The organism is Jeotgalibacillus sp. S-D1, from assembly GCF_004358665.1.
In the GTDB taxonomy this organism is placed as follows: domain Bacteria; phylum Bacillota; class Bacilli; order Bacillales; family Jeotgalibacillaceae; genus Jeotgalibacillus.
The window spans coordinates 449,663-476,150 of record NZ_SMZR01000001.1 but is presented as its reverse complement, the minus strand read 5'-3'; the positions used below and the strand labels follow the sequence as shown (position 1 = coordinate 476,150).

The window sequence follows — 26,488 nt, the reverse complement described above, 5'->3', positions numbered from 1 at the left end:
TCACTCCTTAAATAAAGGTAATGACATAAAATCTTCGCTAACTTCTCCCTTTTCTCCTTCATTTTTCCGTTTAAAAGGTTTCAACAAATTTCGTGCTTCCTGTAATGGTAAATATGGAGCTTGCAGCAAAATGGTTTTTTCACTCTTCATGTAAAATTGACCTTTTTTATCTGCCTTTATCGTAGAAGCATCAGCCATAGTTCCTGCGCCTAATGTGATATTACTATTGATTTTATCTGAGTGTCTGAAGCCAAAACGTACAGTCAAGTTGTTCTTTAATTGACCCTCTAATACGTTTGCATCCGGTCTTTGCATTGATAAGAGTAAAAACACGCCTAATGCCCTTCCAATACAGCTTATTTCTTCAACTATGCTCATGATTTCAGTTTCCTTTTTGAGCAGAGCAACTTCATCAATAGCTAACAAAATATATTTTTCAAATGGAACGCCTTTGATTTTATTGTATTCATCGATATGTTCAACTTCATGCTTATCCATTAAGTTTCCTCGTCTGGTCAATTCATTCTTTATCTCATTTACACGCTTCAAAAGTCGTTCCTTATCGGTCATTACATCGACTACACTTTCCACGTTCCTAAATACGTGAAATTCACTTCGCTTCATATCACCAAGATAAAGGTCAATCTTGCCTTGCATGTGTAACAGGATGGTTGTAATGATTGCTCTGATGGTTACAGACTTACCACTACCTGTTTCTCCTGCAATGAGTAAATGTGGATGCTCAACCATGTCATAGGTTGCCATTTTGCCAATCATGCTCATACCGGCAAGGATAGGTAGACCACCGTTTAAATGTTGTTTAAAGGATTCATAGTCATACTTTAGCTCTTTAGTAAGCTCTGTTTTAAACACTTTTAAAATGTACCTATGTCCATCACCTTCGATCTCATAGTTCTGGAACACTTGATGGAATATATACTCCTTCTTTTCAATTTCGGCTGGATTCATGCCTTGAGGAATCAAAAAGACGTACATAAGATAGTCATTTTCGTTTCGGAAGTCGATAATATTTGGATAGCGCTTATATTCGATTGTTTCTTTGAAGGTCTTTTTCTTTTTAGATGTATATAACTCAGCTAATATAAATGCGTTTTTAAGCCTTGCCTTATGGAAGAAGTTAATCAAAATACCCAGTCTCCTATAAAGTTAGTTACTGCATACCACAACATGTAAGCAACGCCACCAACAGCTCCTATTGCCAAGAGGATATGAAACAAAGAACCAACTAATCTAGACTCGACATACTTGCCGTTTTTCTCAAGTTTATCCTCTACGATTGAAACTGTTATCAAAGAAGTTCCAACAACTGCCATACAAATAATCTCAGTCATAATGTATAAGCCTCCCTTTTTTTGTGAATAATAATTGTATAGAACACAGAACACTGCCACAGGTGCGCGCGCGGCCGCAATACCTCTAAAAAAACCCTCCCCCCCCTCCTCCTCCTCCCTTTTGGAACAAACTTTAAAAACATGATTACACGTATAGAAGTACAAGCTAAAAATATATTTCATGAAATATAGTCGTTACTATATTCGTTACTATATTCGTCATGAGGAAATAGTTGCTTGTCCGGTAATTTAAAAATATATTTTTCAAACTAACGAATCTTTTTATGGTAAACTCTGTATATTGAGTTAAACCAATTAAAGGAGGATGACCCTTTATGTTCTATTTTTTAATTTTCATTACTTTTATACTCATGTTGCTACTGATCGGAACTGTAGTATTAATTGCCTTTCAGAAAACTCGGAAAGCAGGCATTATTTCAACCAGCATTATTGCTCCTATATTTTTAGTCTTGCTTGTTTCAACCATTATGTATGGCAATAAACCAGATACTGAAGGTTACAAAGCTTCTGCAACTTCATATAGTTTTTGGGATTATTTAGACAACAAGGTAGATGATGGGGAGATTGTAGTTGTTAAAGGTACGGCTTCAGCTTTTGAAGGAAATAATATTGAAAAGGGTGACACTTTTTCAATATCTGACGGTGAAGGGCTGTATTATGTTTTAAATAATGATGATGGTAGTTCAATAAAAGATGGAGATGAGATAACGATCTATGGAGGATATGATGGGCTTGATAATGAAGAAGGTCTACCTACAATAGCAGCACAAATTATTGAATAAAAAAATCCCCTGCTCGTTTGAGTTGGGGATTTTTATGGCCAAGCGCGAGTGTATTCATATGCCTGGTCGAATGTTTTAGATCCTTGAACCATAGCTCCGTTTGAATAAACATCATACATTGAATTAGGTTTAAACTCCTCACTTGTCTTTAGGAATTCTTTATATATGTATAGCAATCGTTTTTCATCTTGAATTTCATATCCGTAACGATATTTTGTTGCAGACATTTCCCTTTTGTATGGAATAACAGATTTAAACTGAGGATATCTTTTTAGGAGGAATGGGATTTGTTTATTAATAGAAGAAAGTAATTCTTGGTCTGAATACAATTTGATCACCTCGCAAGCATTATAACAAATTTCCTTCGCATTAAAGAAAAAATATTTTCATAATGCAGAAGAATTTTATACAATGTATTTATCTTAATATAGGGGGCTATGAATGAACACTTTGTCGTTTGATCAAATTAAAAAGCGCTTAGATTTTCTTGTTTATTTGGATTCGATTTTTACTGATAAGAAATTTAAATTAGAATACCACGATGATTCATTCCACTCTGAAAAACCACAAGTGATTCTGACTCCTAAGGTCACAACCTTTCAACATTACCGATTTATTATTAATGCTGTCGATCCATCAGATTGTTTACACATGCACTTATTAGAGTTGAAAGAATTTATACTGTCGGAAGATAACGAAATAAAAAAACCGATATTTTATATCAATGAGAAGTTAATAAATTCAGGGATACAATGTATTATCAGCCCCTATACTACTTAATTTGAAAAAACCCCTTAACTCTACGAGCTAAGGGTCAATTTTTATTTATTTAAGTTTTTTCATATAAGCGTCAACATTATCATCAGTAAGTTTTCTAGTTGCTCCAGACAAATCTGTAATCTTGTCAGCGAACTTATCAAGGCCTTTAACTCCTCCACCAGCGATAATTAATTCCTTAGCTTCTTTAGTTTTAACAGCCTCTCTAAAGTAAATTCCACAGCCTAAACGAATAGACAACTTATGTACAGCAGGCATATCAGCAAAACTATTTACTACAATCGCTACATTTAACAATTTCTTTTCCTCCTTGATTGATTCTTTTTTAGCCTCTTCCTTTGGAGGAGTAGGCTTCTTCGGATACAAAGTTACTTTTGCATAAGCATTGTCGGCATTGCTAATCCATCCTGTACCAAGACGTAACCACTCACCTTTAATCTCATATAGATGAACAGGAGACTTAGGATCAGAGCCTAGACCAGCAGGCAACTCTTTTAGGATTGGAGCTTTAATATTAGGCTCAGTACGGTAGTTCATAGGCTCTTTACCAATCACGACTGTACCAATTCGATCTGCCTTATCTAAGCTATAAATAGGGTTAGGCTTAACTTTTTCAACAACAACCTTCTTAGCCGGTTGATCTTCAAATTTAATACCATACCATCTGCAAGCAGAACGAGCAGCAACTAAGCCACAACGCTTACGATAATTGCTTGAAAGCATTAATTTACGAGCTGCGTTGTTCGTGAAAAATTCCCATTCAATCAATACGAATGGAGCTTTAGTAGCTTTAGTCATGTGGAACTCAGACCACGTATCAGGGATACAAGGCCATAATCCAGTAGCCCAAATAGGTAAATCAGGGAATTCTGCTTTGTACTCAGCTAAAACAATCTCAGCCAATTTCTTAGATGGAGCGTGATCATGCCAATAAAAAACGCCAAAGCCTCTTGTTGCAGAAGCTCCAGCGTTTCCGTGATGAGACATACCGATTGAATCTTTTTTACTTGCATATCGAGCGTTGTAAAGGTTGGTTCGTCTAATTAAAGACACATCATTTGAATTAGCAGGCTGAGCTTCATAACTAGAAATTTTACCCTTTAAGAGTCTTTTGGTTTCAATTCCGACTGCAGAGTTAAAATCATGCTCTGCCATTCCTGGCACTCCACCGGAAGCACCAACACCCTTTGATCTTAAAACTGGCCAAGTTTCTTTACCGTGTCCTATATCATTTTGTAATTCCGGCATAATTTATAGACCTACTTTCGTATTTTCTTCTTGCTTAATGCGCTTTTTTTCTGCATGTTTAAAAGCAATTTCGCCACGATAAAACGTGTTCATCCATGTTGCATACAATGAGCCTAGGAATGGAATAAGTGCTCCTACGAGAAAGATAAACGCGTTAATACTGTCCTCATTGAACCACTCAAAACTAATACCCATAATTGCTAAGAAAGGTAGTAATGCACTCAAAAATCCGCTTAGTAACTTTATAAAATCTTTTTGCTTGTTTGTTAAATTCAAAATGATCCCTCCTTGAAATTTTGTAAATAAAAAAGACATCTCGTTTTTTGAGATGTCTTTGGTTGTTGATATGTAATTGTTATTTGAGATCAAGAACTGATCCACTATAAAAACTTATGAAACAATATCAACTTTAGGGTTACAACTTAGAAAAGCATTTATATCTGGATAAGTATAAGTGAAAGAATCATGTTCAATTTTGTTCTGAATATTATAGAACAAATCTTCACAGACTTTATCTCTTTTAGGAGTGACCAGCGCCAAAGGGAAATTTACACCTTGAAATGAGAAACCTTTATCGCAGTCAATCAAAGAAGTTTTTAAGAAAGGATTCCTATTAATGTCGGGTTCTTCACATATACGCTGAAGAGGCTTACTTCCGCTTTTTAGGTGATAGGGCTTGAAGGTTTGACAAGCAACAAACCTTTTTTCATCTGCATTATCTAAACATACATACATATGTGCCTGTGTAGCAAGGCCTGATTTCACATCAGGAAAAGGAACTTTCATGCGAATAACATGACGTTTATCAATCAAGAACCATTACTCCTTCCTCGTCAATTTCAACAAATACTGGATTTATAAGCTCCTCATTTTTAGAAAGTGTTTCTAGAGCAGCTATATAATCAGGATTAAGCTTTTTAGCTTGATCAGCTAGAAAGACAAATGACTTTTCGCCAATGCTTATTACTTTAGATTTCTCGATTAATTCTTTAGAATACATTTTTTTTAATGTTAAAACTAAAGTTTTATCATCGAGATCAAAATCAGCTTCTGACAAACTGACATGACTTCTAGAAACTATTTCTTCTTCTTTACACTTCCATATGTTGAATTCATGAGTCAAATCAGATAGTTCAGACTCAGATAAAGCCTCAACCATGAACTTAGCAAATTTTGCTGTATCTATATCAACAGCATCCGGTTTGCTCAAAAAGCTCTGCTCAACACACATATCAAAAGCTTCTTTACGATATGCATTGTCTCCATATACTTCACTAAATACTGGTCCATTATTGTAACCTTTAATATAAGAGAAGTCACAACCCTTTTCTTCAGCTTTAGCCAAAGACTCATAGAAAAATAAGAATTTCTGAGCCTTCAAATTGCGACCGTATGACTCTGGAGAGTTCTTTTTTAACCACCCTAATTTCGCTCTTCTTTCAGCTGAAGTATTTATAGCCTTTTCTGTTGCAATATCAATAACTTTTTTTAGTTCGATCTGTGTCATCTTAATCACCCCATTTTCAAAACAATAATGCTTAGTCATTCAACCATCCCCTCAAAGTAGCCTTTGTTAATTATATTCCCGAAAACAAAAGACTATACACTATTTGAGAAATGATGAACACAAGCTAAGAGCATTTTCCTCATTTGATAAAATATGGTTAATGTAAATATAACATCTATAATTCACTAAGTATATAACTCTAGACTAAAAAATAGATTTAATTAGCCATTTTTAAATTATGAAATAGCCTTATAACAATAAAATTTACTTTAATCCAAAATAACCTATAACCAATGCAGCAAAAATTAAGAATGCAACTCTGATAATCCAGTCAATAGGATCAATTTTTCTATTGTCATTTGATTTTTCTATCTCAGTGACACGATTAGTAACTCCGGTCACTGCAACATTTAGAGTAGAATGACCATGATTCAATGTCGATATATTTTCGTTAACGTTCCTTAAAGTTGTAGTCAGTTCAGCCATTTGATGTTTCTGTTGTTCATCCCTTAATTCCTGTCTTCGTTCCCGCTGCAGGTTGTCTTCTCGTTGAAGCTTCACAATTGTAGCTATTTCTTTTAAAGCCTCATTATCATCTTTTAATTTTTCAACGTTCATATGTAAAGAATTTGTTCGCTCTTCATTGATTCCTAAGCGAACGTATAAGTTTTCTGTATCATACTTAGGTTCAAAATCCATCCTACCCCCCCCTTTTCTTGCCATAAAAAATACACCTAGCTATTCTACTGGTGCTTCTTGTTCGCCTTTTAATTCTTCTATGACCTTAAGTAATCGATCATTTTCTTTGCTTAAAGCATTATTCATAGCCTTTAAATGCGCTGTTTCGGTTATTACAGCACTTAACTTCATTGATAAATCTGAGACTACTTCATTAATATTGTATTGGATTTGTTTTTCTTGACTCATTGTTATTACCTCCTGTTTATACTGCTTCTAAGCTTTCCACACGTTCTTTTAATTGATCTAATTCATGAATCGTATCTTTTAATCCTTTCGCTAAATAAGAGGCAAAAGCATATAAAGCAAAGCTATCTCCTGCGCCTGAGTGAGTTTCTTCCGGCATCTCGTCAATCATCATACCTAATTGTTTTCTAGCGCCTTCTTTATCCGTGGTTCTGTTGTACATATAGGCGTGAGCTTTTCTAAAAACATCAAGGGTATTTTCTTCATAAGTTTCAATGTTCGTTTTATTATCTCGAACAGATGTATCTGTGATAAAATCTTTGGCTCTCACAGGCTGATACACATTTGTTGTTCCACGTACTGTTACCCTAAGCTCACCTGGATCACCACCAGGTCTTGCATAAATGTGAGTAGCTGTTGTATCGATGAACGTTCCGTAGTACCCTTTTGCTCTTACATTGACGTAATCCTCTACGTTACTGGCTGAGGACATTCTAACCTCTCCATCCGAATAGGCTCTGACAAACATGTGACGGGAAGCTCCGTACAATCCGTTTGGGCTAATCATATTAGTGTTAATCTCTCTTGCTCTTAGATCACGGTATTGATCTGTCGTCCCGTTTAATGTAATTCGGAGTTCTCCATTTGTTAACGGCCTTGCATATAGACTAGAACCCGATAAAGCACTGTTGATGTTCCAAAAGTTGCCGTAAAAACCACTCGCTCGAACTGGTGTATAAGTGTAACTATCAACAAGTCCATCCCCTGGTAAACTGGCATAATGGACTGACCTAGTTTCATTGATTGACCCTAGATATACGTTAGCATTAGAAGTACCTAAAGCTGCAGAAGTTACGAGAGCAGAATCGGCTTGAAACCTTATACTACCCCCAGCATTGAAACCATAAAGACCTGTAGGAGACATTTCCATATACCTTCCTTGAATGGATTCTAATCGGATATTTCCACCTTCAAGCCACATAAGAGAATCAAGATTTTCTGACGTAAAGTGCATACCTCTAAGCGTTCCAGCAGTAATGACTTCTGCAACTATACCTTCTCCAGTAATGGCCGTATCAAATGTTTGACCACCATCTTTTGAAATACCTAAACCCTGAGAAGTCAACTTTGTCAATAAGGATGAATTATCCGTGTTTACTCCCAAAACATAACCAGGAGCATAGGTGAAGTTTGCATTGTCATTGATCAGAATATTGGTTGCTGTAAGAATTGCATCATCCAAAGCCTTTGAAGGTAATTTCTCCTGTCCATTAAACATTCTATCGACTCTTTTTTGAGTCTGAGTAAATCTAGTTGTAATGTCGCTTATTTTATCTCTGAAATTACTAAGAGTTACATTACATGAAAGCAAGTTCCATTTATTATTATAGAAATGATAGGACTCAGAAAGCTCCACTACTCTTGCTTCCAATTTAATTTTCATTGGTTCATATATGATGTAACCCCAGTCACCCTCATTCTTAACCTCGCCACTAATCTCTGTTGAGTCAACACTAATAGAAAGCAATGGTTCATCTTGTATGGATTTTTTAAGTTTATCAATTAATGTATCTTTATCTGTAATCCTTTCATCGTAAACAGGCTCTGCATGTCTAAATCCATCAGGAGACATCGGATTTGGAAACTTACTTGCATTTGGACTTGTATAGTCCGTAACCACTTCATATAATTCGTCTCCTACTAATTCACGATAAAGCTCAATAATATTGCCATTCTTTAAATAGCCTATTGCTTTTGGTGCTCCTGATCCTTTCGTGTATGGATTTTTACTATCTTTACCCTTAAATGTTGCTACCACAGAATGACTCTTATGTTCTAACCCTCGGATTATAGGAAGCGCAACATGCTCTGAGGTTATGTCTTTGTATGTGGTTATAGTAACAGTCTCTTTTTTATCAATTGAGAACTCCCATTTACCCCCTAAGAAGTTTAAAATGGTCTTAAAGTTAAAGCCAGTGCCGGTAAAAGAAAAACGGAAACTTGAACCTACAGTATCAGTTGCAGGATGATTAAGCCCTGTTTCCAGATAATATGTACCTGACCGTGAACTATAAGGAATAACTGTTCCACTGAGTACATCCGTTTCAACTTTTGGCTTACCAAAGCCTTTTACATATGTAGTAAGATTTTGTGAATTGAGTTGTTTATCAATGGATTTAACATTGTGCTTCCATCTCATTTGAAAGCCTGTTTTTGCTCCTATTTGACGATATAGGTATATTGTGTTGCCTACTACTCTAAACTCAGCACTGTAACGATCTAACACTGTTTGAAAAAGAGATAAACTATTATCTGCCCCAAAGTTTTCAAACTCCTCTGCAGTAAATGTGCCTACGATTACGAATGTGTACACTGTTGGAGCAAATACCCTATTTAATGCCGTTGCAAAAGTTTGAGAACCTGTATATTGATTGTACTGAAATGCATTTATCATGTTGTCAAAGAAAGTGTGAATGGCATCCACTTGTTTTACTGCTTTACTGCCAACACTTACTTCTTTGATATTCTTTATGATATATGTATCGCCTTCAAAAGTGGCAATGGATTCTACATCTACAGAGTCAAATGAATGTGAGTTTGAATCAGTAGGTGTAACATCAAATTGAATTGATCTTTCACCATTCACTTTTCTTATTCGTCTTACATTTGTGATACCTGTCAACAAATAAGTTTCACCAGATATATTTTTTATTGGTAACATTTATTCACCTCTTTCTTTTCATAAGAAAAAGACATCTCACGAGGAAATGTCTTATTATTGATTTCTTCTTTCTTCGGTAAACACTTAATCTAAGGTAATACTTTGAATAAACTGTTCACCATATTTAGTTATTCTATAGCGACCTTGTAAAATATCGACTTTAGATTTTTTAATGGGATCAGTATCATCTAATGATTGTAAACTGCGTTTAAAGTCATCATAGACGTGTTTATGTTTTTCCATTAATTTCTTATAATTTCTTTGTTCTGGAGCCAAGTATGTTTCAGTACGTTCTAGAATACCTAGTTTAACGAGGTTTATCATATAGAATTCAGAGTTCTCTGGAAAAGTTAACTCTACTATGTCACTTACATTGTTAAATGTGTCTAGGGGAACTATGCTCCCGTTTTCATCTACTCTTCTATAGTTAATAAAACTAAATGAGGTAAATCCGGCGGATAAAATTTTGATGATCTTTGCTTCATCGAAACTTAACGACCTTAATACATTGATAAAACTTGGATGAACATACTCTGATTTATTAATAGTTGAAGCATTTACTAATAAGTCTACATAAAGCGAAGCCAATTCTCCATTTGTTACTCTAGTTAAATCCTCAATTATTGGCACTCCGATTTCCGGAGTTACAGTTCCTATATTTTTTATTGGTTGATGATCCATTTTGATTCTATAGTCTTGTAGAGATTTTTGAATATTTATATCGTATTTTTTTCCAATCATACCTAGATATTTTATTGGAATTGTTAGAAAATCAATCGTCATTTCTAATGCTATTCCAACTTTTTTTACTCCTGGTTGAGCTAAATCTGGATAAACAATCTTTGCAAGCTCAACAGTATTAGCACTTAACTCCCCGGCTCCAAATAAATCCTTCATAGATATCCCACCTAGTATAATTATTTAACATTAAACCAATCATAATATACTTTGTTAATTATTAACATGTTTAACTATGGCGATTTTATAACTAGGTAAGATATTTTTAATATATTATTGTCAATTCCTCACCGGGGCTAATTAGGTGACAATTATTTTATAGGACTATTTATAAAAATTTTGACCCCACAGATGGATTCTGGTTGGTTCAATGAGTGAGAATTCGTATATACGCCCTTCTAGGCATTCTCTCAATTTTATAGGTATAAATATCTAAAATCAAATGTTATTTCAAACTGCCCGGTCAAACCTTCTATCAAAAATTCGTTTGTACCCTTCGCTATGTTTATTAGTCCTAAGTTGGTCAAGCCAATTATGTTCAACCCATTTCTCTTATACTTAACTCCATCTAGTGTTATAACATCTCCAGCTTTGAAAACACCTTGATAGCTCCATAAATCACCAGTAGTTTTATTGGTAACTTTTAAGTTGCTTGATGTTGCTGAGATAGAAGTTATTTTGATAATTAACTCTGACTCTGTTGGTTCTATATCTACACTTCCTAAGTTTTGTATCGAAAAAGTAGTGCTATTCTTGGTATAAGCTCCTACATTTGAGTTCAGAGTAGTCACTATGGATTCAGCGAACGGTCTTAAGCAACAAAACACAATACTAACTTCTGCGATTGTTGGATTGATTCTTAATGAATTGTAACTTTCAATTTCAACCTTCCAACGTTTAAGTGGAACGTCTTGATCTACTGCATACATCTCATTTAGAGGATCAAGCAATTCAAAAAACTCATCACGTAGAGTCTTATAATCCACAGAATCATTGGATTCATAGTAAAACCTAGCTTGGATTCTTCGACTATTGCGCCTACGTCCCAAAGCAATATCACCATTCCAAACACTGTCCGTTATACGGTTTACGGTAGGAGGTTCAGTGGTAAATTCTAACCATTTAACCCCTCGTAATTGTATTTTCTGCATGTTCAAGTCATATAGCTTCACACTCATATAATCACCTCAACCCCCGCATATAAGCTGCATCATTAGATGCTTTTCCAAACAGTAGCTGATTAGATTCAAATGTTATTTCAGATACCTTTTCTCCATTTATTAGAACTGGTGCTGGAGTGATAATAATTTCCCCTGCCATGTTATTCGTTTGCATTAGATTAATTTGTTTACTTAACTCGCTTATTAGGCTAGCTACATTCCCATTTAATGAAGATGTACTTTGTTGAGGTATAATTGCATTAGCTACGCTTCCAAAGTCAGGTGTTGAAGAAACTGGTACGTCCCATTTTTTAAATATCGATTCAGTGTCTCCATTTGGAATAACTCTAGCCCCTTTTGGTAAATAAACAAGCTCAGGGCCTTCCTCTCCGACAAGTGATAAACCTCCAACTGCACTTCTTGTACCTGATGCATAAGCACCTGCTACTGGAGATAGCCCCATTGATTTACGAACGGAATAATCTACATTAACCAACTTGGTCACTGGATTACTCAAATTTCTATCTAATGTTTTCCAGTACCCTGCCGGACTTTCTTGAATGTTGACTGTTTTATATACTGATCTGCCAGCTACCTCATTGATGAGATTCAGCTCACCCTTGGCCGACTGAAGTTTACCAATTTGAGAATCTATTTTACTATTTTGATTTTGGTACTCTGCTGTATTGATTCTTCCTGAAGCTAGTAATTTATCGAGTTCGCCTTTCGCATTTTGTAATTTACCGATCTCGCTGTCAATTGCAGCTAGACCTTTACCCTTTTCAGCCGTAATACCAGCTTGAGCTAGTATTAGTTCTTCATAATCACCTTTGAGATTATCAAGTTCTTTGATTTCTTTACGAGTAGTTTCAAGGTCATCATTCTTAGTTGAAAGTTTTTCAAGAATTTTATCTCTTGTACTAACTATCCCCTCTTCTTCAAGACCAAGACTAGCCAGTATTCTTTCTTGTTCTGCTAATTGTGCTTCTAATACAGTTTTTTTGGCTTGACCTTCTGCAGTCGTGTCACCTTCAATAGCAAGTATCTCTGTTTTAAGATCACGAATAGCAGCTTCAGCTTCTCTTTGTTCAGCTAAGTTTTCATTTCGGGCTATTCTTGCTTCTCCGATCCCTTTATCTATCTCTTGTATTTCTGCCATCAAATCTATTTCTTCTTGCATTAACTCTACTTCACGAGCAAGAGCGTCTTCTAATTCTCGTTCTGTAGTTAAAATCAATTCACGTTCTTTTTCAGCATTTAATTCTTTTAACTTATCCAAGTTCTCAGCATAGGCTACCCCTTCATCTGAAATTGCCTGGACAGTATTTGGAGCCATTTCAATTACTTTTTCATTTAATCCAATGAATGTATTCATTTCTTCATTGGTTAGACCTGATGCTTCTAGCAATTTAGTCTGTTCATCTTTAAGGGTAGATAAAGCTTCTTCACTTTTAGCATCTTTAATTTCAGATAGTACATCCAAATAACGAAGCATTTCTTCTTTAGTTAATCTATTCTTTGTTTCTAGGTCTTCGTATTGACTGATTAAAGCACCAGTAGTTTCGATATCCTTCTCAAGAGCCCCAATTTTCTCATGATTTATGTCAATAAAACTTTTAGAGCCATCATGCAAGGCTGCTATACCTAAAGTTAAACCTGCTACTCCCGCAACAGCTAAACCTACTGGCCCAGATACCCCCAGTAATCCAAGTCTTCCGATTAATCCAGAGCCACCAGTTTTACCTAGTATGTTTGCCATGTTTCCTGCTACATTAACTAAGCTTCCTACACCGGTTGTCATTGAGCCTACTGCAATTAATGTAGGCCCTGCAGCCGCCGCTATTCCTGCAATCGATAATGCTATTTTTTGTCCTTCTGGGCTTAATGCTGCAAACCATTCAAGTGCATTTTCAGTAGCGCTAGCAAGTTTAGGCAACCAATCTTCAGCTAAATCAAGTAAGATTTCACCAGCTGGCTCAAGAGATGATGTAAATGTTCTAAGTTGTGTTTGAACACGAGTACCAAAGTTGTCGTATAAAGCCTCTCCTGCTCTCCCTGTAGCTCCTTCAAAGTCACCAAGGTTAGTATTCACATTTGCAAAAAACGTTTGAAATTCTGGCCCTAAATCCTCAATTGGAGTACCCAACAATGTAACAGCTGTTTGAGCACGTTTAGCAGGGTCTTCTACAGATGCAATTGCCGATACTACTGCTGCAAAAGCCGTTTGAGCAGACTCTCCGCCACTATTAATATCAGTTTCTATTTGATTAACTTCTAATCCCAGGTCGCCTAATGCCTCACGAGAAGCCTTAGAGCCATCTCCAATACGTAAGAAGCTCTCTTTAGCCGCATCTCCCACTTTATCAAGGTTAAATGCCCCTGCTTCAGCTCCGGCAACTAATATCGCTGTGAACTCTTCAGCATTATAGCCTAATCCCGAAAATTGAGGGCCATACTCACGCAAGGTATCTAACAACTCACCACTAAAATCTCCACCTCTTTGAAATCCAGTGGTTATTAAATCCAACGCTGTTTGACTATCTATACCAAAGTTCTTCATTAATACAGAAGCTGTTCTAGTCGTTTCATTAATTTCAGCACCAAAGGCATCTTTTAGTGTATAAGCCCCTTCAGCAACCTTTTGAAGCTCTCCATTGTCCAGGTTTTTAATGTTCTGCTTAATAAGTGTTAAACTATCTCCAGCTTCTGTAACACTTTCACCAAATCCATTTTTCCATACGTCTTTAGCTACTTCACCTAGCTTTTGAGCTTCACTTTTACTGATACCTAATTGAGCTTGTATGCGTCCTTGAGCTGAATCAAAATCAGCCGCTGTTTTTAATGCTCCACCACCTAAAGCTAAAAGAGGTGCAGTTACACCTACAGTCAGCCCTTCGCCAATTCCTTTGATCTTATCACCAGTATTTTTAAGTTTATCTCCTGCTACTGTGGCTTTTTCTTGAAACTCATCCCAGTTACGCCCTGCTTTATTTAAGTCGTCTTCTTGTTTTCTCAACGCTGAATTGACTTGATTTATTTCAGTTTCTGTACGAGTATACTCTGCTATAGCTTTATTGAGTTTTTGGGCTAATTCCTCAGTAGCTTTAGCATCTTTTCCTTTTTCGGTAACTAATTTCTCATAGGAGGCGCTGAGCTTCTTTACTTTATCGCCTTGTATATCGAGAGTACGTCCAAGCGCTTCTTGACGAGTCTTTAAACCTTCTACTGAGTCTCCCCAGTCTTTACCTTTATTGCGTAGAATCGATAACTCTTGTCCCATAGTCTTAATATTACGTTCTGTGGAAGCCATTGATCTCTCAAAATTTGCGCTATCCAGCGATAAGGAGACCTTGAGTTTCCCTACTTCTTCATTTGCCATTTCTTCACCTCACTTTTTATTGAAGTAACCAATCATAATTTTGTGGTTTAATAGTAGAATCTTTTTTTGCGGAGTTTCTTGATGGGGAATTTATGTATACATACCGCCAAAAGTCCACTTGATCTATCTGGGTTAATGTCCATCCTTGGGACATCAAATTCCGGTACATTTTCTTGACAGCTTCTACTTTGCTGTCTTCTGATTCTTTCCCTCAAATATACCTTGCTTGTCTGCATGAGGATTTGTCCCAGCTTCCTGAATGAATTTACGGATAGTCGGTATAAGCTCATAACTTGGTACTCCAGATAAAAATTCTTCAGCTGAAAATTGATTTAAAAAAGCATTTGAAATGACCCTTGCATAACCCTTAAAATCTTTAACAGTTAGTGATTTTTCATTTTCAATACCCTCTTCAAACTCCCAAAGGTCTAATAACTGACCAGCACCTATAAATGGTATAGAGTAAACTTTAGATTTCGCTTGAAGTGTTTCATTGTCGATAATTTGTAAAGTAATTTCCATAAATAATCCTCCTATTCATATAAAAAAAGGAGCACCTAAGCGCTCCTTGAGTAATACCATTTAGACTGTAGGTGTTCCCTCGTAAACCGAATCAAACCATGATGCAGTAACAGCAGAATTTTCTTCATTTTGAATAACGCTTGCTTTTTCCTCTCCATCAGAATCACGTCCAATGAAAGTTGCAGTAATTGAAGGGGTTGCAAATTCAATTGATTCCCCTTTAGTAGTTCCAGTTGTGTTCGGACGACTAAATTTACCCTTATAAAGCCATACAAACGCATCATTCTCTGCTTCGCCTGTCATTTGGAAACCAAATGCTACATAAGGAGCTTTATCCTCCCGATTTTGTTTAAGGACTCCATTTTCATCGATTTTTTGACCTAGTAGGTCAGCTCTAACTTCCTGGGATAAATCCTTTGTTGCAATCTCTGCAGTCGTAGGGCCATTACTTGAAGCTGTCTCAGAAGGGCCATTTTCCGCATAGAGTGTTCCTGTGTTAGTAGTTGGTGTTTCAGTTAGGGAAATCGCAGCACCTAAGCGCTTTGGTGTTCCATAAATAGTTCCTGATTCGTTGTCTGATTCTAAAATTGCATAATGAAAATTAATTAAACCTGTGTATGCCATTGTTTTATTTCCTCCTATTTTTTCTTTCCATAAATAAAAAGAGACTCATTTACTAAGCCTCTTTTGAAATTCTATAAGTTAATACGTAATGAAAGAGCTCGGTATCATCTTCATACAAATCTCGTCCATCTGAATAAGTAAATCCCGCTTGTTTCATTAGTCGTTCAACCTGTTCAATCAATAAAATGTAATTCTTCTTGCTCCAAATATCAATTTGAATAACAGCTTCCTTATTTTGAAGCTCATTTTCAGCATGTAGCGAAGGTAAATCAATAACGTTAAAAAATGTTATGTAGGTGTGAGCTGATCCTTTGTACTTTCGATAGTCTACAGGAACATTCGTGGGCTTAAGCGTTGAAATTATGTAACTGTTTAAACTCATAATTTCAATCCCTTTTTAATCTCTGAAGACATGATATTCTGCACTTTAACCTTATTGCTTTCCCATGTAGGACGCACCCAAGGTCTAGCAGGCATTTTTGATGTGCCATATTCGTGGAAGTAACCATAGAAACCATCACCTTTAGGCTCAGTTCCAATTAGAATAGCTCCCTCTTTAACATCTGTTTTAACGATATTCTCACTCAGAGTTCCCTCTTTATAAGGAGCAGCTTTAGACATTTCATTTCTAATATGCTCCCCTGCCTTTTCAAGAGCATTCTTTTCAATTGATTCAGTGTTCTCCATCTGTCGTAGTCTAGATACTATTCCTTCAAGCCCATCAAATTTAACCTGCATGAGATTCACCTTTTTTCTCGCAATATAGTTCGATAATATGATCTTTTTCATATGTTCTTCTTATGCGATATATATCACCATCAAACCTTAAGTCTTCTTGACCGCTATATTCGATACTATTCACTTCAAAAGTTTTCTCGATGGTAAATCCCGCTCGTGACGCTGAATAGAATTCTGTTGAACGAACTGGAAGTTTATTAGCTAAGATTGCAATACTCTCTTCTTGGCTCTCTAAAGGAAAGCCGTCTGAATCAACACTTTCAACAAAAGATAGTAATTCGACTTCATAGTCCCAACTCATTGTATTAACCCCCTATGTGCGCTTGAAGGTATAGCTCACGTAACCTATATTGCAAGTGACGTGGCATACCATCAGCATCAGCAGGATGTTTATATCGCCATGCAGCGAAGTCTACTATTAACATCAAATGTTGAGAATTTTGCTCATCGAGAATAATCCCTTTTGTGTCTTCAAATTCCGTTATAACACCTTTGATAATTGCGGATAAATATGAATCTCTAAGGTCTGTTTGGAGTCCTAACTGCTGCTTAACAATGGGTAATGCTAACTCTGAATTGAAAAACATTACGCATCGCCTTCTTCTTTTTGTTCTACAATAAGAACCTTACCAATTTTATTGTTAGTAGTTGATAATTCTTCGATTCGTTCTTTTTTTGCACGTCCTTTTCGAGGGAATTTATCCCCCGAAAAGTAAACGTGATCATCAGTTAAATCCGTGAAATCTTGTGCAACTTTGTATTTAGCCATAAATCATTATCCTTTCTGTGTGAAGAATTATGCTCCGGCAGGTGCAGCTTGATAATTAACTAGAGCAAATGCTTCTGCTTTTGCAGGCTTCCCATCGTATCTAGCGGTACCTTTAAATACCGTTTGATCCTCGATGAATTTAACATCAGTAGAACTAGCAAGTTGCACACCACGACGCTCACCAAGCATGTACTGCTTGAAATCTCCAAATACTACTGCATCAGCTGGCACATATTGAGAAAACACAACACGCACACCTGCAATATTAGGATTGTCTACACCTTGAACTACTTGACGACCGTCAGACGTGTTCACAACTGTTTGAGGGAGCACATGAGCATAGTATGTAGCACGTTTCATAACAGCAATAACCTCTCCTACTGCATCCTCACCAGTGTCAACTTTGCCAACTGCTGATAGAAGACTCTTCAGAGTGAAATCAGAAGTTGAAGCATTAACAGATACAGCTGGAATAACCCCTTCAGGCTGTTTTCCTGCTGAACCTGTCCCAGTCAAAATAGCTTTGTCAATTGCCTTAGCAATAGCACGAGCAATTCGATCCTCAACAAAATTAGCCAGGTCGATCATAGAATCCTCAAGAATTGAATTTGGAATAGGAACAAAACCACCAACTTTATATCCATCAAGTTCAACGCCTTGGAAAGCTAAAGAAAGCTCTTGAACAGCTCCAGTCATTTCTGTCCAGATAGCCTCAGGAATAGCACCGTCAACAATTGCACGAGCAGTACCATTCAATTTCATTACTTCTACCTCTTTGTAAAGGTTAGAATAGTCGCCGATAAATGGCTGAATTTTGTCCATAACCGCATCAGGGATTAATAGGCCCTCTCCAGTCAATGAGCGTTTGTTTGTTACAGCTTCACGTACCTTTCCGTAAAAATCACGAACCTCTTCTAAATTAAGTCTTTCTACCATTTCGCTGCGTGTTTCAAATTTATTTACTTTCATTCTTGATTCTCCTTTGTTTGTGTTAGTTTTGTTTTCTTTTTTAATTGAACGCTCTGTTTTATTTTCAGGCGCTTGAGCATTTAATTGATCCAATTCTTCTTCAAGTTTTGATAGTTCATCCTCAAGAGCACTTTTCTTTTCATCATGCTCTGATTTTTCACCTTCAAGTTTCTCAATTTCTTCTTCTACAACTTTCACTTCTTCTTCTGTTTGAGCCTCTTCAATAGAGCTTTCAAGATCAGATGAGCGTTTATTTAGTCCTTCTTCATTTGTAATCAGTTCAGCCAGTGAAGATTTGCGTTGGTCAATCTTCTTAGCCAGCATTAGTTGCTTTAAAGCCATTTTTAATTCTCTCCCTTAGTTGATTCTTTTTAGAATCAATCATTCTTTTTTTATCAATCTCAAAATCTTGTTTACGTGCTTTAATTCCTGTGTCTGAATAGGCCGGAAATGTTACACATGATACCTCGTGTAAATCAATTTTCTTTAAAATCCATTTGACTGAACCATCATCCCGATGTTCGGTTGCTTCCTCTTCAATATTAAAACCGAATGAACATTGATCCACGTCACCTCTTTTTACTCTTTCGTAGAGGTTCATTGCATCCGAATCATTTTCGTTTATATTAATGCTGCCCCATAGTCCACGTGAATCCACTTTTAACTCAAGTGTTCCGCTCTTAGTTCTGCCTAATACTAGGTTGGTATCGTGGTTAATTAACGCTCTAATATCATTAGAAATTGATTCGTTAAATGCTTCGGGCGCAATTTCTTCATATGCTCCACGAAACAGTTCAGTCTCGGAATTAAACACAGCAAAATAGCCCTCAATAACTTTCTTTCCGTCTGTTTCTTCAGCACGGGTTGAAAGCTCTGATTGAAGGCTTCTTGTTTGATATTTGGTTTTGTTGGTCATTTTTATTGATCACCACCTTTCAGTTTGCCCTGATCTCCAATTTTATTAATTGGAATGAAGTTCTCTAGGATGACTAATTCATCAAGTCCTGCTTTAGGTGACTTTCCAATCCAATCCCGTACCTCATTTCCATCCATAAGCCCTTTTATGTATAGGTTTGAACCAACCTCTGCTAACTCTTTTAAATCATAAGCATACAAACTCTGAGGATTGAATTTGAAATATAAATCAGGAGCAATTAACAGCTTCCTTGTCATTTCCTGCTCCATATTTTTTGCAAGTGGAAGGATTGTTGAGTTGATGAAATTGTTATATTCATCCTTGTTGTAACTTCCAACTCCAATTAAAAAAGCTGGTATCCCGAAGATTCCAGCAACTGTTTTCTTATCAAGTTCTACTGCTTCATTGATTGCTAAATCCTTTAGAGATAAAGGTGTGACCTGCTCAACTTCAAGTAATTCGGCTGGAATAATCCAAGGCTTTCCTACTTCAGAGGACTCCAAATACTTCTCATATACCTTATCCCTGCCCTCTTGTGAGGCTACTTCTGCTGTTTGAGAGTCAACCTTGACAATTAATGAGGGCATGTACTTGCCACTCATGAAAGCCTTCTTTGTTGCTGTGGCTTGTTTTAGATTGGTTGTAATGTCTTTGAGCAGTACCTTTATTCCCGATCCTATATATGGCCTTTCCGGGTCAGGATTCATTGTAAAATGCAAAACTTCATCATAGTTGTATGTATGTTTACCGTATGCAACTTTATAAGCATGATTAGTGTCAATAAATTTTACTGCGGATGGTTTTAGTGGAATTAACTCTTCGATATATCCATCTTTTAGTTCCGGATATACAACTGAATTACCATCTCCATTTAAATACATTGTTTGTACAATGTTATAAACCCACGACTTTCGGGTCATCAAGCTATATGGATTAATATCAATCTTTCTGGATAAACCATTCCTTACTCTTACATCACCCTTATCTGTGTTTTGCATTAAATGAATCGTCATAGATGAAATTAAATCTGCTATCTTATTCACTGCAATTTTTACTTCAGGACAATCTGATAAACGGGTATAACCACTAACACTGCTAACATTATCCTGAGTTAAAAATAATTGAAAAATCTCGTTATTCTGTCCTATTTTAATCACCTCCTAACTTAACCAGCCTTTAGCTGCTCCAGACTTCTCCATATTTTCAAGCATTCGGACAGCACCAAAAACCGAAGCATCGAATAAATCAATCCGCTGTTCCGGCATTACCTTCTCGTACTGGATCATGTCATCTGGTTTTTCAATGGCACGAACATTTTGCAGGCAATACTCATAAGCCTGTGAGCCCAAATAATAAAACTTTCCCTCTTTCGCTTTTGATTCAATTCTTCGGAAGCCTTGAGACTTTTTATAGAAGTATTGAGGCTGATCAACTATGCTAAACCTTTGCTTTTTCATACCTAAAAAAAACTCTTGTCCAAATTTCCGGTCAAATCCTACTTGTTTTATCTTGAATCCCATATTCCTCATTTTTATAAACCATGCAATAACATCATCATGACTTACAACTGGTGCGTTCGGCATTGTTAAATTCCCATCTTCTTTCCAGCCAAACAATGGAATGTTGTCCTCATCCGCTTTTATGTGAGCCTGTGTAATAGGAAAGAATCCATGAGCGATAGTAATATCAACACCTTCATAAGTGCCATATAAAGCTGTTGCATTGAGGTCATGAAGTTTAGCTAAATCCGCACCTCCATACCACTGAACAGGGAGTTTCGCTAACTCTTCAAGTGTCCAATTGTATTTACCATCACTATTTTTAAATTCATCAATATTGAAATATGCTTTCAAAGCAGATGTGTAAATGTTTAATGACTTTGCTAAGAAGTCTTTTCGTTGCTGAGGATCGTTCTGAGCTTGTTGAGCATCATTCATTAAGTCTTGAGGTCTAATCGACACGCCATAAGCAGGATTAGATTTTTGATGTTCAATAGGATTTGTATAGTCCACATCACCATTTTCATCTTCATCAGCCTTTGCAATAAAAACAAAATAAGCTTCATCTGTTACTGTCCCATCGAGAATCTTTTTACAATACTGGAGGCGCTGATAGCAAAAACTAGTCATGTTATCGCCTGCAGTTGTGATTCCAATCATTAACTTATTCGTATAAGCCTTCATTGCTTCTTTAATGATGTTGTACTGTTTAGGGGTCTTGTAGGCATGTAGCTCATCCGCAATAGCTATATTACAGTTTAATGAATCCTGCTTATCTGGATTGGCCGCAAGAGCCTGAATGAACATTGAACCATCACCAAAGTCAGCTCGAATACTATGCTCCTGATTATTATCGAGAACCCTGAAAGAATCTTTTTCCCCCATATAATTGATATTGAAGTTAATAAAATTAAACGATTCTAGCGCTTGCTTTTGTGAAGCAGCAACAATGTAACATTTTGATCCTGATTTTCTTCTATGTAGACTTAATGCCCAGGATAGTGCGGCAGCAAAGCTTGTTTTTATATTCTTCCTGGGTATATAAATAAAAGCCTCTTTAAAGCGTGTCTCATTTGTTCCTGTGTGATAAAATCCAACCAAGTTGTATATCTGATATTTTTGAAATGGCTCCAATAAAAAAGGCTCTCCACGTAATGGAGTGCCATCTTGTCTTTCCCCTTGCATATTGACAAAGGTTGATTCAATTATTTTAATAATTTTCTCCGGCTCAGAAGGCCTGAAATCATATGCCTCATTCTTTAAATCCTTAAAGAATCGCTCACAGCCTTGAATCTGTTCTTTATTAGCAACCTTCCTTCCATCAACAATGCTTTGAGCATATTCCATTACCAGGTCATAGTTTGCAAATTGACTCTTACTCATATGTCTTTTAGCAATGAGGCTAATTTAGAGTTGCTTTCCTTCTCTGCAGTAACACTCTCAAGCGATTTCGGATTAAGGCACAGCCGGTCTGAATAGGATATTATGTCTTTCCTTAGAGATTCTAAAGTTGCAACAATAGGGGATTTTTTTGCACCACCTGCTGCAGTGAAAGTTTGATACTCTGACCCGCTTTTTTCAAACTCTTCGCTTAATTTAAGATACTCATGAACCAGTCTAGCGTATATATCAATTAAGCGATTATATTGAGGTTTATGTATTCCTAATGCTTTCATATCATCTATAGTTCTTCGTTTGATTGTGTCCTTCGTGGAAATCTTGCTCATGCTATTTCACCTCCATTTCTTTTCAAAATTTTTTTCTGGGGGGTCATTCTATTGGAGAAACCTGCCTCCTCCGGTCAATTGTTTCAAAATTTCACACAATTCAACTGGGGGGCTACTCTTTCTACCCATTCTTTTCCTTTTTCAGTTAATTCATGAGAATCCCTTATGTGCATTTGACCATGACACTTTTTACATAAACTCAATAAATTCAAATTTATCAACGCTAACAAAGGATTGAACTCCAATGGATTGACATGATGGACGATCAATGCTTCGGTTGACTTACCGTATCGCTTACACTCCTGGCATTCAAACTTGTCACGCTTCAATATGATTAATCGTTTCTTTCTCCACTTACTTGTGTCATAAAAGGTTCTCATCTTTCTCACACCCATTGTCTATCGCATTGCCTAGTAGTTCTCCTGCTTCTTTAATACTCAACCCGAACTGTCTCTCTATCAATTCTTTAGACTCTTCTTCTTTGAAATTAGTCAACTCACTCTTACAATCAGTACACTTTAATGCATCAATGTCCTTCTTTGTCTTCATAGACCAATCGCACATTAAACAGAAATACTTCTTTACCTTTCTCATACTGCATCCAACCAACCCTGCCCATCTTCACGCAATGTAGGCAAACCTTCACCAATGCCCAGCAATCTAATCTCAAGTTCTTTTATATATTCAATAAGATCATTATTAATCTCTATGGATTGTTCATTTGAATAATTCATTATTATCACTCCTCAATTTCTCCATAATAAAAAGCCACACCAATAAGATGTGACTCAAAAGTCTACTGGTTTTTGACTGCCTTGAGTGTTCCCAACAGGTACTCATAAAATTCATAGCTTGTACTATCTTGTAGGTTGTTATACTTCTGTTTCAAATTCTCCGTTATGAGAGATGAAGGTTTTTGTTCCTCTAAAAAGAAAATAGATTGAGAAGTCCATTCTTGAAATTTTACTCCACTAAAAGATCTCATTCTTGCTGCGTAAGCTTTATATTTGCTGGTATTAAGTTTTTCAAGTCTATCTTTTTCTAACTGCTCACCCATATCAATCAACTCATTAACTTTACTCACTGCAATCACCTCCCTTCCCTCTAATGATAATATAAAAGGAAATATCTGGATAACTTTATTGTTCGTCAAATATAGACCAAATAAAAAAGTACCCATAATTAGATGCTTTACGTCAGAGTTCATAAAAGTTATTTATATAATTTTGTACTTATCTAACTCATATACATTATAGATTACATTTTCTATAATTTCGAAGCTCAATAAGATTGTACTTCGTGGTGGAACAATTAATTCGTGTACCGAAGTATTACCTAATTCTCTTATTTTGTGTAAGATATCTGCTTGTCTTTGTACAATAACATTTTTCTCGACTAGCCCATTAATTTTTCCAATTAAGTTTTTATCCCTTATTTCATCGCTATTTTTATTTAATTTTCTACTTCCATCCTCATTTAACAAATAACCTTCAGTTATTCCTAAATCATTACAAATTCCTTCTACTAACATCCGTAGGCCAACTGCTGTTAACAAATATGCTTGATCATTTAATGCTGATACTAATTGAGTATAAAGAACAGTAATAGATTCCGGAGTTTTTAGAAATTCTCTAGTTTCATATTTTTTTAATCGCATAGTGGTGTCTTTCTTCGGTTTTTCAGGATAGGATGTAAATGTGGAATATATTTCCTCTCTGCCAGAATATTCTTCGTATCTTAACATACTTTCATCTCCATATTCTGTTGCATAAGCCACATTATCACACCCCCTACACCTAGTTACAAAGTAACTTATAAACCAGTAGTAGTCGTTAATGTCAAAGTCGTAACTTCGTTCGGAGTGTTTGTAAACGTAATCATGATTAGTCTCTCGTTTACATTTAATACAATATAGCTTTTCATCCATCTTTCCTAATACCTCAACACTCATTTTATTACCCCCTAATATTTCCTTTATAGGGATTCGTCATAAAAAGAGAAATACCTTCTACACATTACAAATAAAGACTACCTTTTTCTTCCAGCATTTTGATTTATAAAAATTCAATAATGCAATACCTCTATTTTTATAAAATACAAATTAATCCTTTTATTCAAAATATTTTTATGATAATTTTAAGATAATAACTAATTAAGGAGAATCATATGTCCCTTTATCATCCACCTTCATTTAATAAAAATAGCTTTAATTGTTCTGTTTGTGGTGTCTATGCAAAACAAGAATGGGTAAATAGAGATAAAGCATTTGGTTACCATCTTTATTTACAAGTTGCCCAATGTTCTCATTGTGCTAAGTATTCTTATTGGCATGAGAAAAATCTAATTTATCCTGACAAATCAGTAGCACCTTTACCTCACGAAGATATGCCAGATTCTATTATTGATGATTATCAAGAAGCAGCTAGTATACTGTCAAGATCGCCCAGAGGTTCTGCGGCATTATTAAGATTAGCTTTACAAAAGTTAATGGTAGAACTTGGTGAGCATGGTAAGGATATAAATAGGGACATAGGATCATTAGTTAGCAAAGGATTAAATCCTTTAGTGCAAAAAAGCTTGGATATACTAAGAGTTATTGGTAATGAATCTGTTCATCCAGGCACAATGAATATTAAGGATAACCAAGAAGTTGCGACTAGTCTCTTTGGAATTATTAACTTAATAGTTCAAGAACAAATTACAAATCCAAAAATGATAGAGAGCATCTACGCCTCCTTACCTGCTGGCAAACTTGATGGTATTACTCAAAGAGACTCAAGATAAAAATAAAAAGCGCCTTCATAGAAAATGTAGGCGCTTAAATGTTTATATTATGAGAGATTGCGAATAATTTAGTATAAAGTCTTATCTCAGTACTCCATGAAAATAATTTATAGTGTGTATCGATATATTCATTTGAGTTAGGTTTTATTTTCCCAGTTAAATATAAATTAATCAGCTCTGCATAATTTTTATCTTCTATTTTATATGTATTAATTAAATAGGATAAAAACTGAGCAACAATTTCTATATTTTCAGTTGGATTTAGTAATTTTTTCATTACTAACTTCTTGTTATTTTCATTAAGAATTAGCGTTGCATTACTTATCTTCACTTGACCAATTCCCAAGCTAGCATCAATTTTTAATAGAAGCTTTGGGAAAAATATTGAAGTTGCCTTTTCTATAAATTTATTTATACTGTCTCCTCGATTTATTACTTCTAAAATGATAATGGCAAATAAAACTTCTTTGTCCACATTATTTCTTTTTGCTGAATAATCAATTCCCATGATCAGATCACGCGGTAAATTAATCGCATAAGATATTATTTTTGTTTTATAATACTTCATTCTTACCATAACCGTATTGACTTTCTTCTAACTTTTCTAATTCTCTATCACTTCTTTCATATACTTTTCTGTTTAACATATCTTTAAATTTATTTGTGCTTGGAAAACCAAAGACTGCAAATAATATTATTACAAAATAATTATTAAATACATTGATTAGTTGATTTAATGCAAAGTTAAAAATTAGGTCATAAAATATTATAGAGGTATAAACAATCGACACTGCAGAAACCACAAACAAAAGGTGCAATATTATAGAAAGAAGTACTTCTTTCTTAGTGATATAAACTTCAAAAGATTCCCTTGGATTTAAAACCACTGGCCATACGATTAAGATGCTACCTACTATAGCACCTAATAATACTATTTTCACATCCGAAAATATTGTATAAGATGAAAAGCCTAAAATTAAAAGCATGAAAATTCTAATAATAACCATCAAAAAAGTTACATTTTCACCTTTAATGAATTGTAAAGTTGAATAATATTTTAATGGAGTGAGTTTACGTTGAATCATAAACATTATTACAAACGTTAAAGCTATAGCCAAAGAACAAAGTAAATTATAGATACTATACATACGAATCACCTCATATGCATATTATAACATTTTACTCCTAATTTAATATATAATTTGGTAATTATCATAAATATTGTTTATCAAGTATTTTATTTATTTTATCTCTTTTGTTACTACAAAAAGTCACCTGATTAGGTGACTTTATATTTTCATCTATGTGACCCAATATCAAAAAAATCATA

Annotated in this window: 34 protein-coding genes; 3 read left to right on the top strand and 31 right to left on the bottom strand. The window is 35.5% G+C overall.

Annotation, left to right across the window (positions count from 1 at the left end):
* Complete coding sequence (locus E2R51_RS02430) at positions 1 to 1,146, bottom strand: FtsK/SpoIIIE domain-containing protein (RefSeq protein WP_133375434.1); 1,146 nt, start codon at positions 1,144 to 1,146, stop codon at positions 1 to 3.
* Positions 1,143 to 1,352, bottom strand: a complete 210-nt coding sequence (locus E2R51_RS02425; protein ID WP_133375433.1) for a hypothetical protein — start codon at positions 1,350 to 1,352, stop codon at positions 1,143 to 1,145. Before E2R51_RS02425 ends, E2R51_RS02430 begins: the two co-directional genes overlap by 4 nt.
* Before the next feature lie 335 nt (positions 1,353 to 1,687).
* Here E2R51_RS02425 and E2R51_RS02420 point away from each other — a divergent pair, with 335 nt between their 5' ends.
* The gene (locus tag E2R51_RS02420; RefSeq protein ID WP_133375432.1) at positions 1,688 to 2,155 is read left to right on the top strand and encodes a hypothetical protein; all 468 of its coding nucleotides are present in this window, start codon (positions 1,688 to 1,690) and stop codon (positions 2,153 to 2,155) included.
* A 32-nt stretch (positions 2,156 to 2,187) separates the two neighbouring features.
* Here E2R51_RS02420 and E2R51_RS02415 read toward each other — a convergent pair whose 3' ends face one another.
* Positions 2,188 to 2,484, bottom strand: a complete 297-nt coding sequence (locus E2R51_RS02415; protein WP_133375431.1) for a hypothetical protein — start codon at positions 2,482 to 2,484, stop codon at positions 2,188 to 2,190.
* Between the two features lie 112 nt (positions 2,485 to 2,596).
* Here E2R51_RS02415 and E2R51_RS02410 point away from each other — a divergent pair, with 112 nt between their 5' ends.
* Complete coding sequence (locus E2R51_RS02410; RefSeq protein WP_133375430.1) at positions 2,597 to 2,935, top strand: hypothetical protein; 339 nt, start codon at positions 2,597 to 2,599, stop codon at positions 2,933 to 2,935.
* A 45-nt stretch (positions 2,936 to 2,980) separates the two neighbouring features.
* On the opposite strand, the gene E2R51_RS02405 is transcribed toward E2R51_RS02410, so the two are convergent.
* The 26 genes from E2R51_RS02405 to E2R51_RS02285 all read right to left on the bottom strand — a co-directional run bounded on the left by E2R51_RS02405 (position 2,981) and on the right by E2R51_RS02285 (position 24,325).
* Positions 2,981 to 4,180, bottom strand: coding sequence for an N-acetylmuramoyl-L-alanine amidase family protein (locus tag E2R51_RS02405; protein WP_133375429.1), 1,200 nt, complete (start codon positions 4,178 to 4,180; stop codon positions 2,981 to 2,983).
* Positions 4,181 to 4,183: 3 nt separating this feature from the next.
* Positions 4,184 to 4,456: a hypothetical protein gene (locus E2R51_RS02400; RefSeq protein WP_133375428.1), complete on the bottom strand. Its 273-nt coding sequence runs from the start codon at positions 4,454 to 4,456 to the stop codon at positions 4,184 to 4,186.
* Between the two features lie 114 nt (positions 4,457 to 4,570).
* Entirely contained in the window at positions 4,571 to 4,993 is a 423-nt protein-coding gene (locus E2R51_RS02395; RefSeq protein WP_133375427.1) for a hypothetical protein, read from the bottom strand.
* Complete coding sequence (locus E2R51_RS02390) at positions 4,986 to 5,726, bottom strand: hypothetical protein (protein ID WP_133375426.1); 741 nt, start codon at positions 5,724 to 5,726, stop codon at positions 4,986 to 4,988. The genes E2R51_RS02395 and E2R51_RS02390 overlap by 8 nt, the downstream gene beginning before the upstream one ends.
* Before the next feature lie 225 nt (positions 5,727 to 5,951).
* Positions 5,952 to 6,386, bottom strand: a complete 435-nt coding sequence (locus tag E2R51_RS02385; RefSeq protein ID WP_133375425.1) for a CDK-activating kinase assembly factor MAT1 — start codon at positions 6,384 to 6,386, stop codon at positions 5,952 to 5,954.
* 39 nt (positions 6,387 to 6,425) lie between these two features.
* Positions 6,426 to 6,614, bottom strand: coding sequence for a hypothetical protein (locus tag E2R51_RS02380; protein ID WP_133375424.1), 189 nt, complete (start codon positions 6,612 to 6,614; stop codon positions 6,426 to 6,428).
* 16 nt (positions 6,615 to 6,630) lie between these two features.
* Positions 6,631 to 9,333 (bottom strand): phage tail protein, encoded by a 2,703-nt coding sequence (locus tag E2R51_RS02375; RefSeq protein WP_133375423.1) that lies wholly within the window; start codon positions 9,331 to 9,333, stop codon positions 6,631 to 6,633.
* Positions 9,334 to 9,417: 84 nt separating this feature from the next.
* A complete protein-coding gene (locus tag E2R51_RS02370) occupies positions 9,418 to 10,230 on the bottom strand; it encodes a DUF4393 domain-containing protein (RefSeq protein ID WP_133375422.1) in 813 nt (270 codons plus the stop codon).
* 257 nt (positions 10,231 to 10,487) lie between these two features.
* The gene (locus E2R51_RS02365; RefSeq protein ID WP_133375421.1) at positions 10,488 to 11,249 is read right to left on the bottom strand and encodes a phage tail domain-containing protein; all 762 of its coding nucleotides are present in this window, start codon (positions 11,247 to 11,249) and stop codon (positions 10,488 to 10,490) included.
* Positions 11,250 to 11,253: 4 nt separating this feature from the next.
* A complete protein-coding gene (locus tag E2R51_RS02360; RefSeq protein WP_133375420.1) occupies positions 11,254 to 14,610 on the bottom strand; it encodes a phage tail tape measure protein in 3,357 nt (1,118 codons plus the stop codon).
* Positions 14,611 to 14,793: 183 nt separating this feature from the next.
* Entirely contained in the window at positions 14,794 to 15,132 is a 339-nt protein-coding gene (gene gpG, locus E2R51_RS02355; RefSeq protein ID WP_133375419.1) for a phage tail assembly chaperone G, read from the bottom strand.
* A 60-nt stretch (positions 15,133 to 15,192) separates the two neighbouring features.
* A complete protein-coding gene (locus tag E2R51_RS02350; RefSeq protein WP_133375418.1) occupies positions 15,193 to 15,756 on the bottom strand; it encodes a major tail protein in 564 nt (187 codons plus the stop codon).
* A gap of 52 nt (positions 15,757 to 15,808) precedes the next feature.
* Entirely contained in the window at positions 15,809 to 16,138 is a 330-nt protein-coding gene (locus tag E2R51_RS02345; RefSeq protein WP_133375417.1) for a hypothetical protein, read from the bottom strand.
* Positions 16,135 to 16,494, bottom strand: coding sequence for an HK97-gp10 family putative phage morphogenesis protein (locus tag E2R51_RS02340; protein WP_165967113.1), 360 nt, complete (start codon positions 16,492 to 16,494; stop codon positions 16,135 to 16,137). Before E2R51_RS02340 ends, E2R51_RS02345 begins: the two co-directional genes overlap by 4 nt.
* Positions 16,484 to 16,795, bottom strand: a complete 312-nt coding sequence (locus E2R51_RS02335) for a hypothetical protein (RefSeq protein WP_133375415.1) — start codon at positions 16,793 to 16,795, stop codon at positions 16,484 to 16,486. The genes E2R51_RS02340 and E2R51_RS02335 overlap by 11 nt, the downstream gene beginning before the upstream one ends.
* A 4-nt stretch (positions 16,796 to 16,799) precedes the next feature.
* Positions 16,800 to 17,081 carry a hypothetical protein gene (locus E2R51_RS02330; RefSeq protein ID WP_133375414.1) on the bottom strand — a complete coding sequence of 94 codons (282 nt, stop codon included), beginning with the start codon at positions 17,079 to 17,081 and terminating at the stop codon, positions 16,800 to 16,802.
* The gene (locus tag E2R51_RS02325) at positions 17,081 to 17,263 is read right to left on the bottom strand and encodes a hypothetical protein (RefSeq protein WP_133375413.1); all 183 of its coding nucleotides are present in this window, start codon (positions 17,261 to 17,263) and stop codon (positions 17,081 to 17,083) included. Before E2R51_RS02325 ends, E2R51_RS02330 begins: the two co-directional genes overlap by 1 nt.
* Before the next feature lie 27 nt (positions 17,264 to 17,290).
* Positions 17,291 to 18,574: a phage major capsid protein gene (locus E2R51_RS02320; protein WP_133375412.1), complete on the bottom strand. Its 1,284-nt coding sequence runs from the start codon at positions 18,572 to 18,574 to the stop codon at positions 17,291 to 17,293.
* A complete protein-coding gene (locus tag E2R51_RS02315; RefSeq protein ID WP_133375411.1) occupies positions 18,546 to 19,148 on the bottom strand; it encodes an HK97 family phage prohead protease in 603 nt (200 codons plus the stop codon). The genes E2R51_RS02320 and E2R51_RS02315 overlap by 29 nt, the downstream gene beginning before the upstream one ends.
* A gap of 2 nt (positions 19,149 to 19,150) precedes the next feature.
* Positions 19,151 to 20,305, bottom strand: a complete 1,155-nt coding sequence (locus tag E2R51_RS02310) for a phage portal protein (RefSeq protein WP_133375410.1) — start codon at positions 20,303 to 20,305, stop codon at positions 19,151 to 19,153.
* 3 nt (positions 20,306 to 20,308) lie between these two features.
* Positions 20,309 to 22,030: a terminase large subunit gene (locus E2R51_RS02305; protein WP_133375409.1), complete on the bottom strand. Its 1,722-nt coding sequence runs from the start codon at positions 22,028 to 22,030 to the stop codon at positions 20,309 to 20,311.
* On the bottom strand, positions 22,027 to 22,374 hold the full coding sequence (locus tag E2R51_RS02300) for a P27 family phage terminase small subunit (RefSeq protein ID WP_133375408.1): 348 nt from the start codon (positions 22,372 to 22,374) through the stop codon (positions 22,027 to 22,029). The genes E2R51_RS02305 and E2R51_RS02300 overlap by 4 nt, the downstream gene beginning before the upstream one ends.
* 83 nt (positions 22,375 to 22,457) lie before the next feature.
* A complete protein-coding gene (locus tag E2R51_RS02295) occupies positions 22,458 to 22,754 on the bottom strand; it encodes an HNH endonuclease (RefSeq protein WP_133375407.1) in 297 nt (98 codons plus the stop codon).
* 210 nt (positions 22,755 to 22,964) lie between these two features.
* Positions 22,965 to 23,108, bottom strand: coding sequence for a hypothetical protein (locus E2R51_RS19700; RefSeq protein WP_165967112.1), 144 nt, complete (start codon positions 23,106 to 23,108; stop codon positions 22,965 to 22,967).
* A 62-nt stretch (positions 23,109 to 23,170) separates the two neighbouring features.
* Positions 23,171 to 23,458 carry a hypothetical protein gene (locus E2R51_RS02290; RefSeq protein ID WP_133375406.1) on the bottom strand — a complete coding sequence of 96 codons (288 nt, stop codon included), beginning with the start codon at positions 23,456 to 23,458 and terminating at the stop codon, positions 23,171 to 23,173.
* A 132-nt stretch (positions 23,459 to 23,590) separates the two neighbouring features.
* Positions 23,591 to 24,325 carry a DUF4145 domain-containing protein gene (locus tag E2R51_RS02285; protein ID WP_133375405.1) on the bottom strand — a complete coding sequence of 245 codons (735 nt, stop codon included), beginning with the start codon at positions 24,323 to 24,325 and terminating at the stop codon, positions 23,591 to 23,593.
* A 215-nt stretch (positions 24,326 to 24,540) separates the two neighbouring features.
* On the opposite strand from E2R51_RS02285, the gene E2R51_RS02280 reads away from it, so the two are divergent.
* The gene (locus E2R51_RS02280; protein ID WP_133375404.1) at positions 24,541 to 25,158 is read left to right on the top strand and encodes a DUF4145 domain-containing protein; all 618 of its coding nucleotides are present in this window, start codon (positions 24,541 to 24,543) and stop codon (positions 25,156 to 25,158) included.
* 34 nt (positions 25,159 to 25,192) lie between these two features.
* Here E2R51_RS02280 and E2R51_RS02275 read toward each other — a convergent pair whose 3' ends face one another.
* Both E2R51_RS02275 and E2R51_RS02270 read right to left on the bottom strand, forming a co-directional pair.
* Positions 25,193 to 25,726: a transglycosylase SLT domain-containing protein gene (locus E2R51_RS02275; RefSeq protein WP_133375403.1), complete on the bottom strand. Its 534-nt coding sequence runs from the start codon at positions 25,724 to 25,726 to the stop codon at positions 25,193 to 25,195.
* Positions 25,713 to 26,306, bottom strand: a complete 594-nt coding sequence (locus E2R51_RS02270) for a hypothetical protein (protein ID WP_133375402.1) — start codon at positions 26,304 to 26,306, stop codon at positions 25,713 to 25,715. Before E2R51_RS02270 ends, E2R51_RS02275 begins: the two co-directional genes overlap by 14 nt.
* Positions 26,307 to 26,488: the final 182 nt, after the last annotated feature.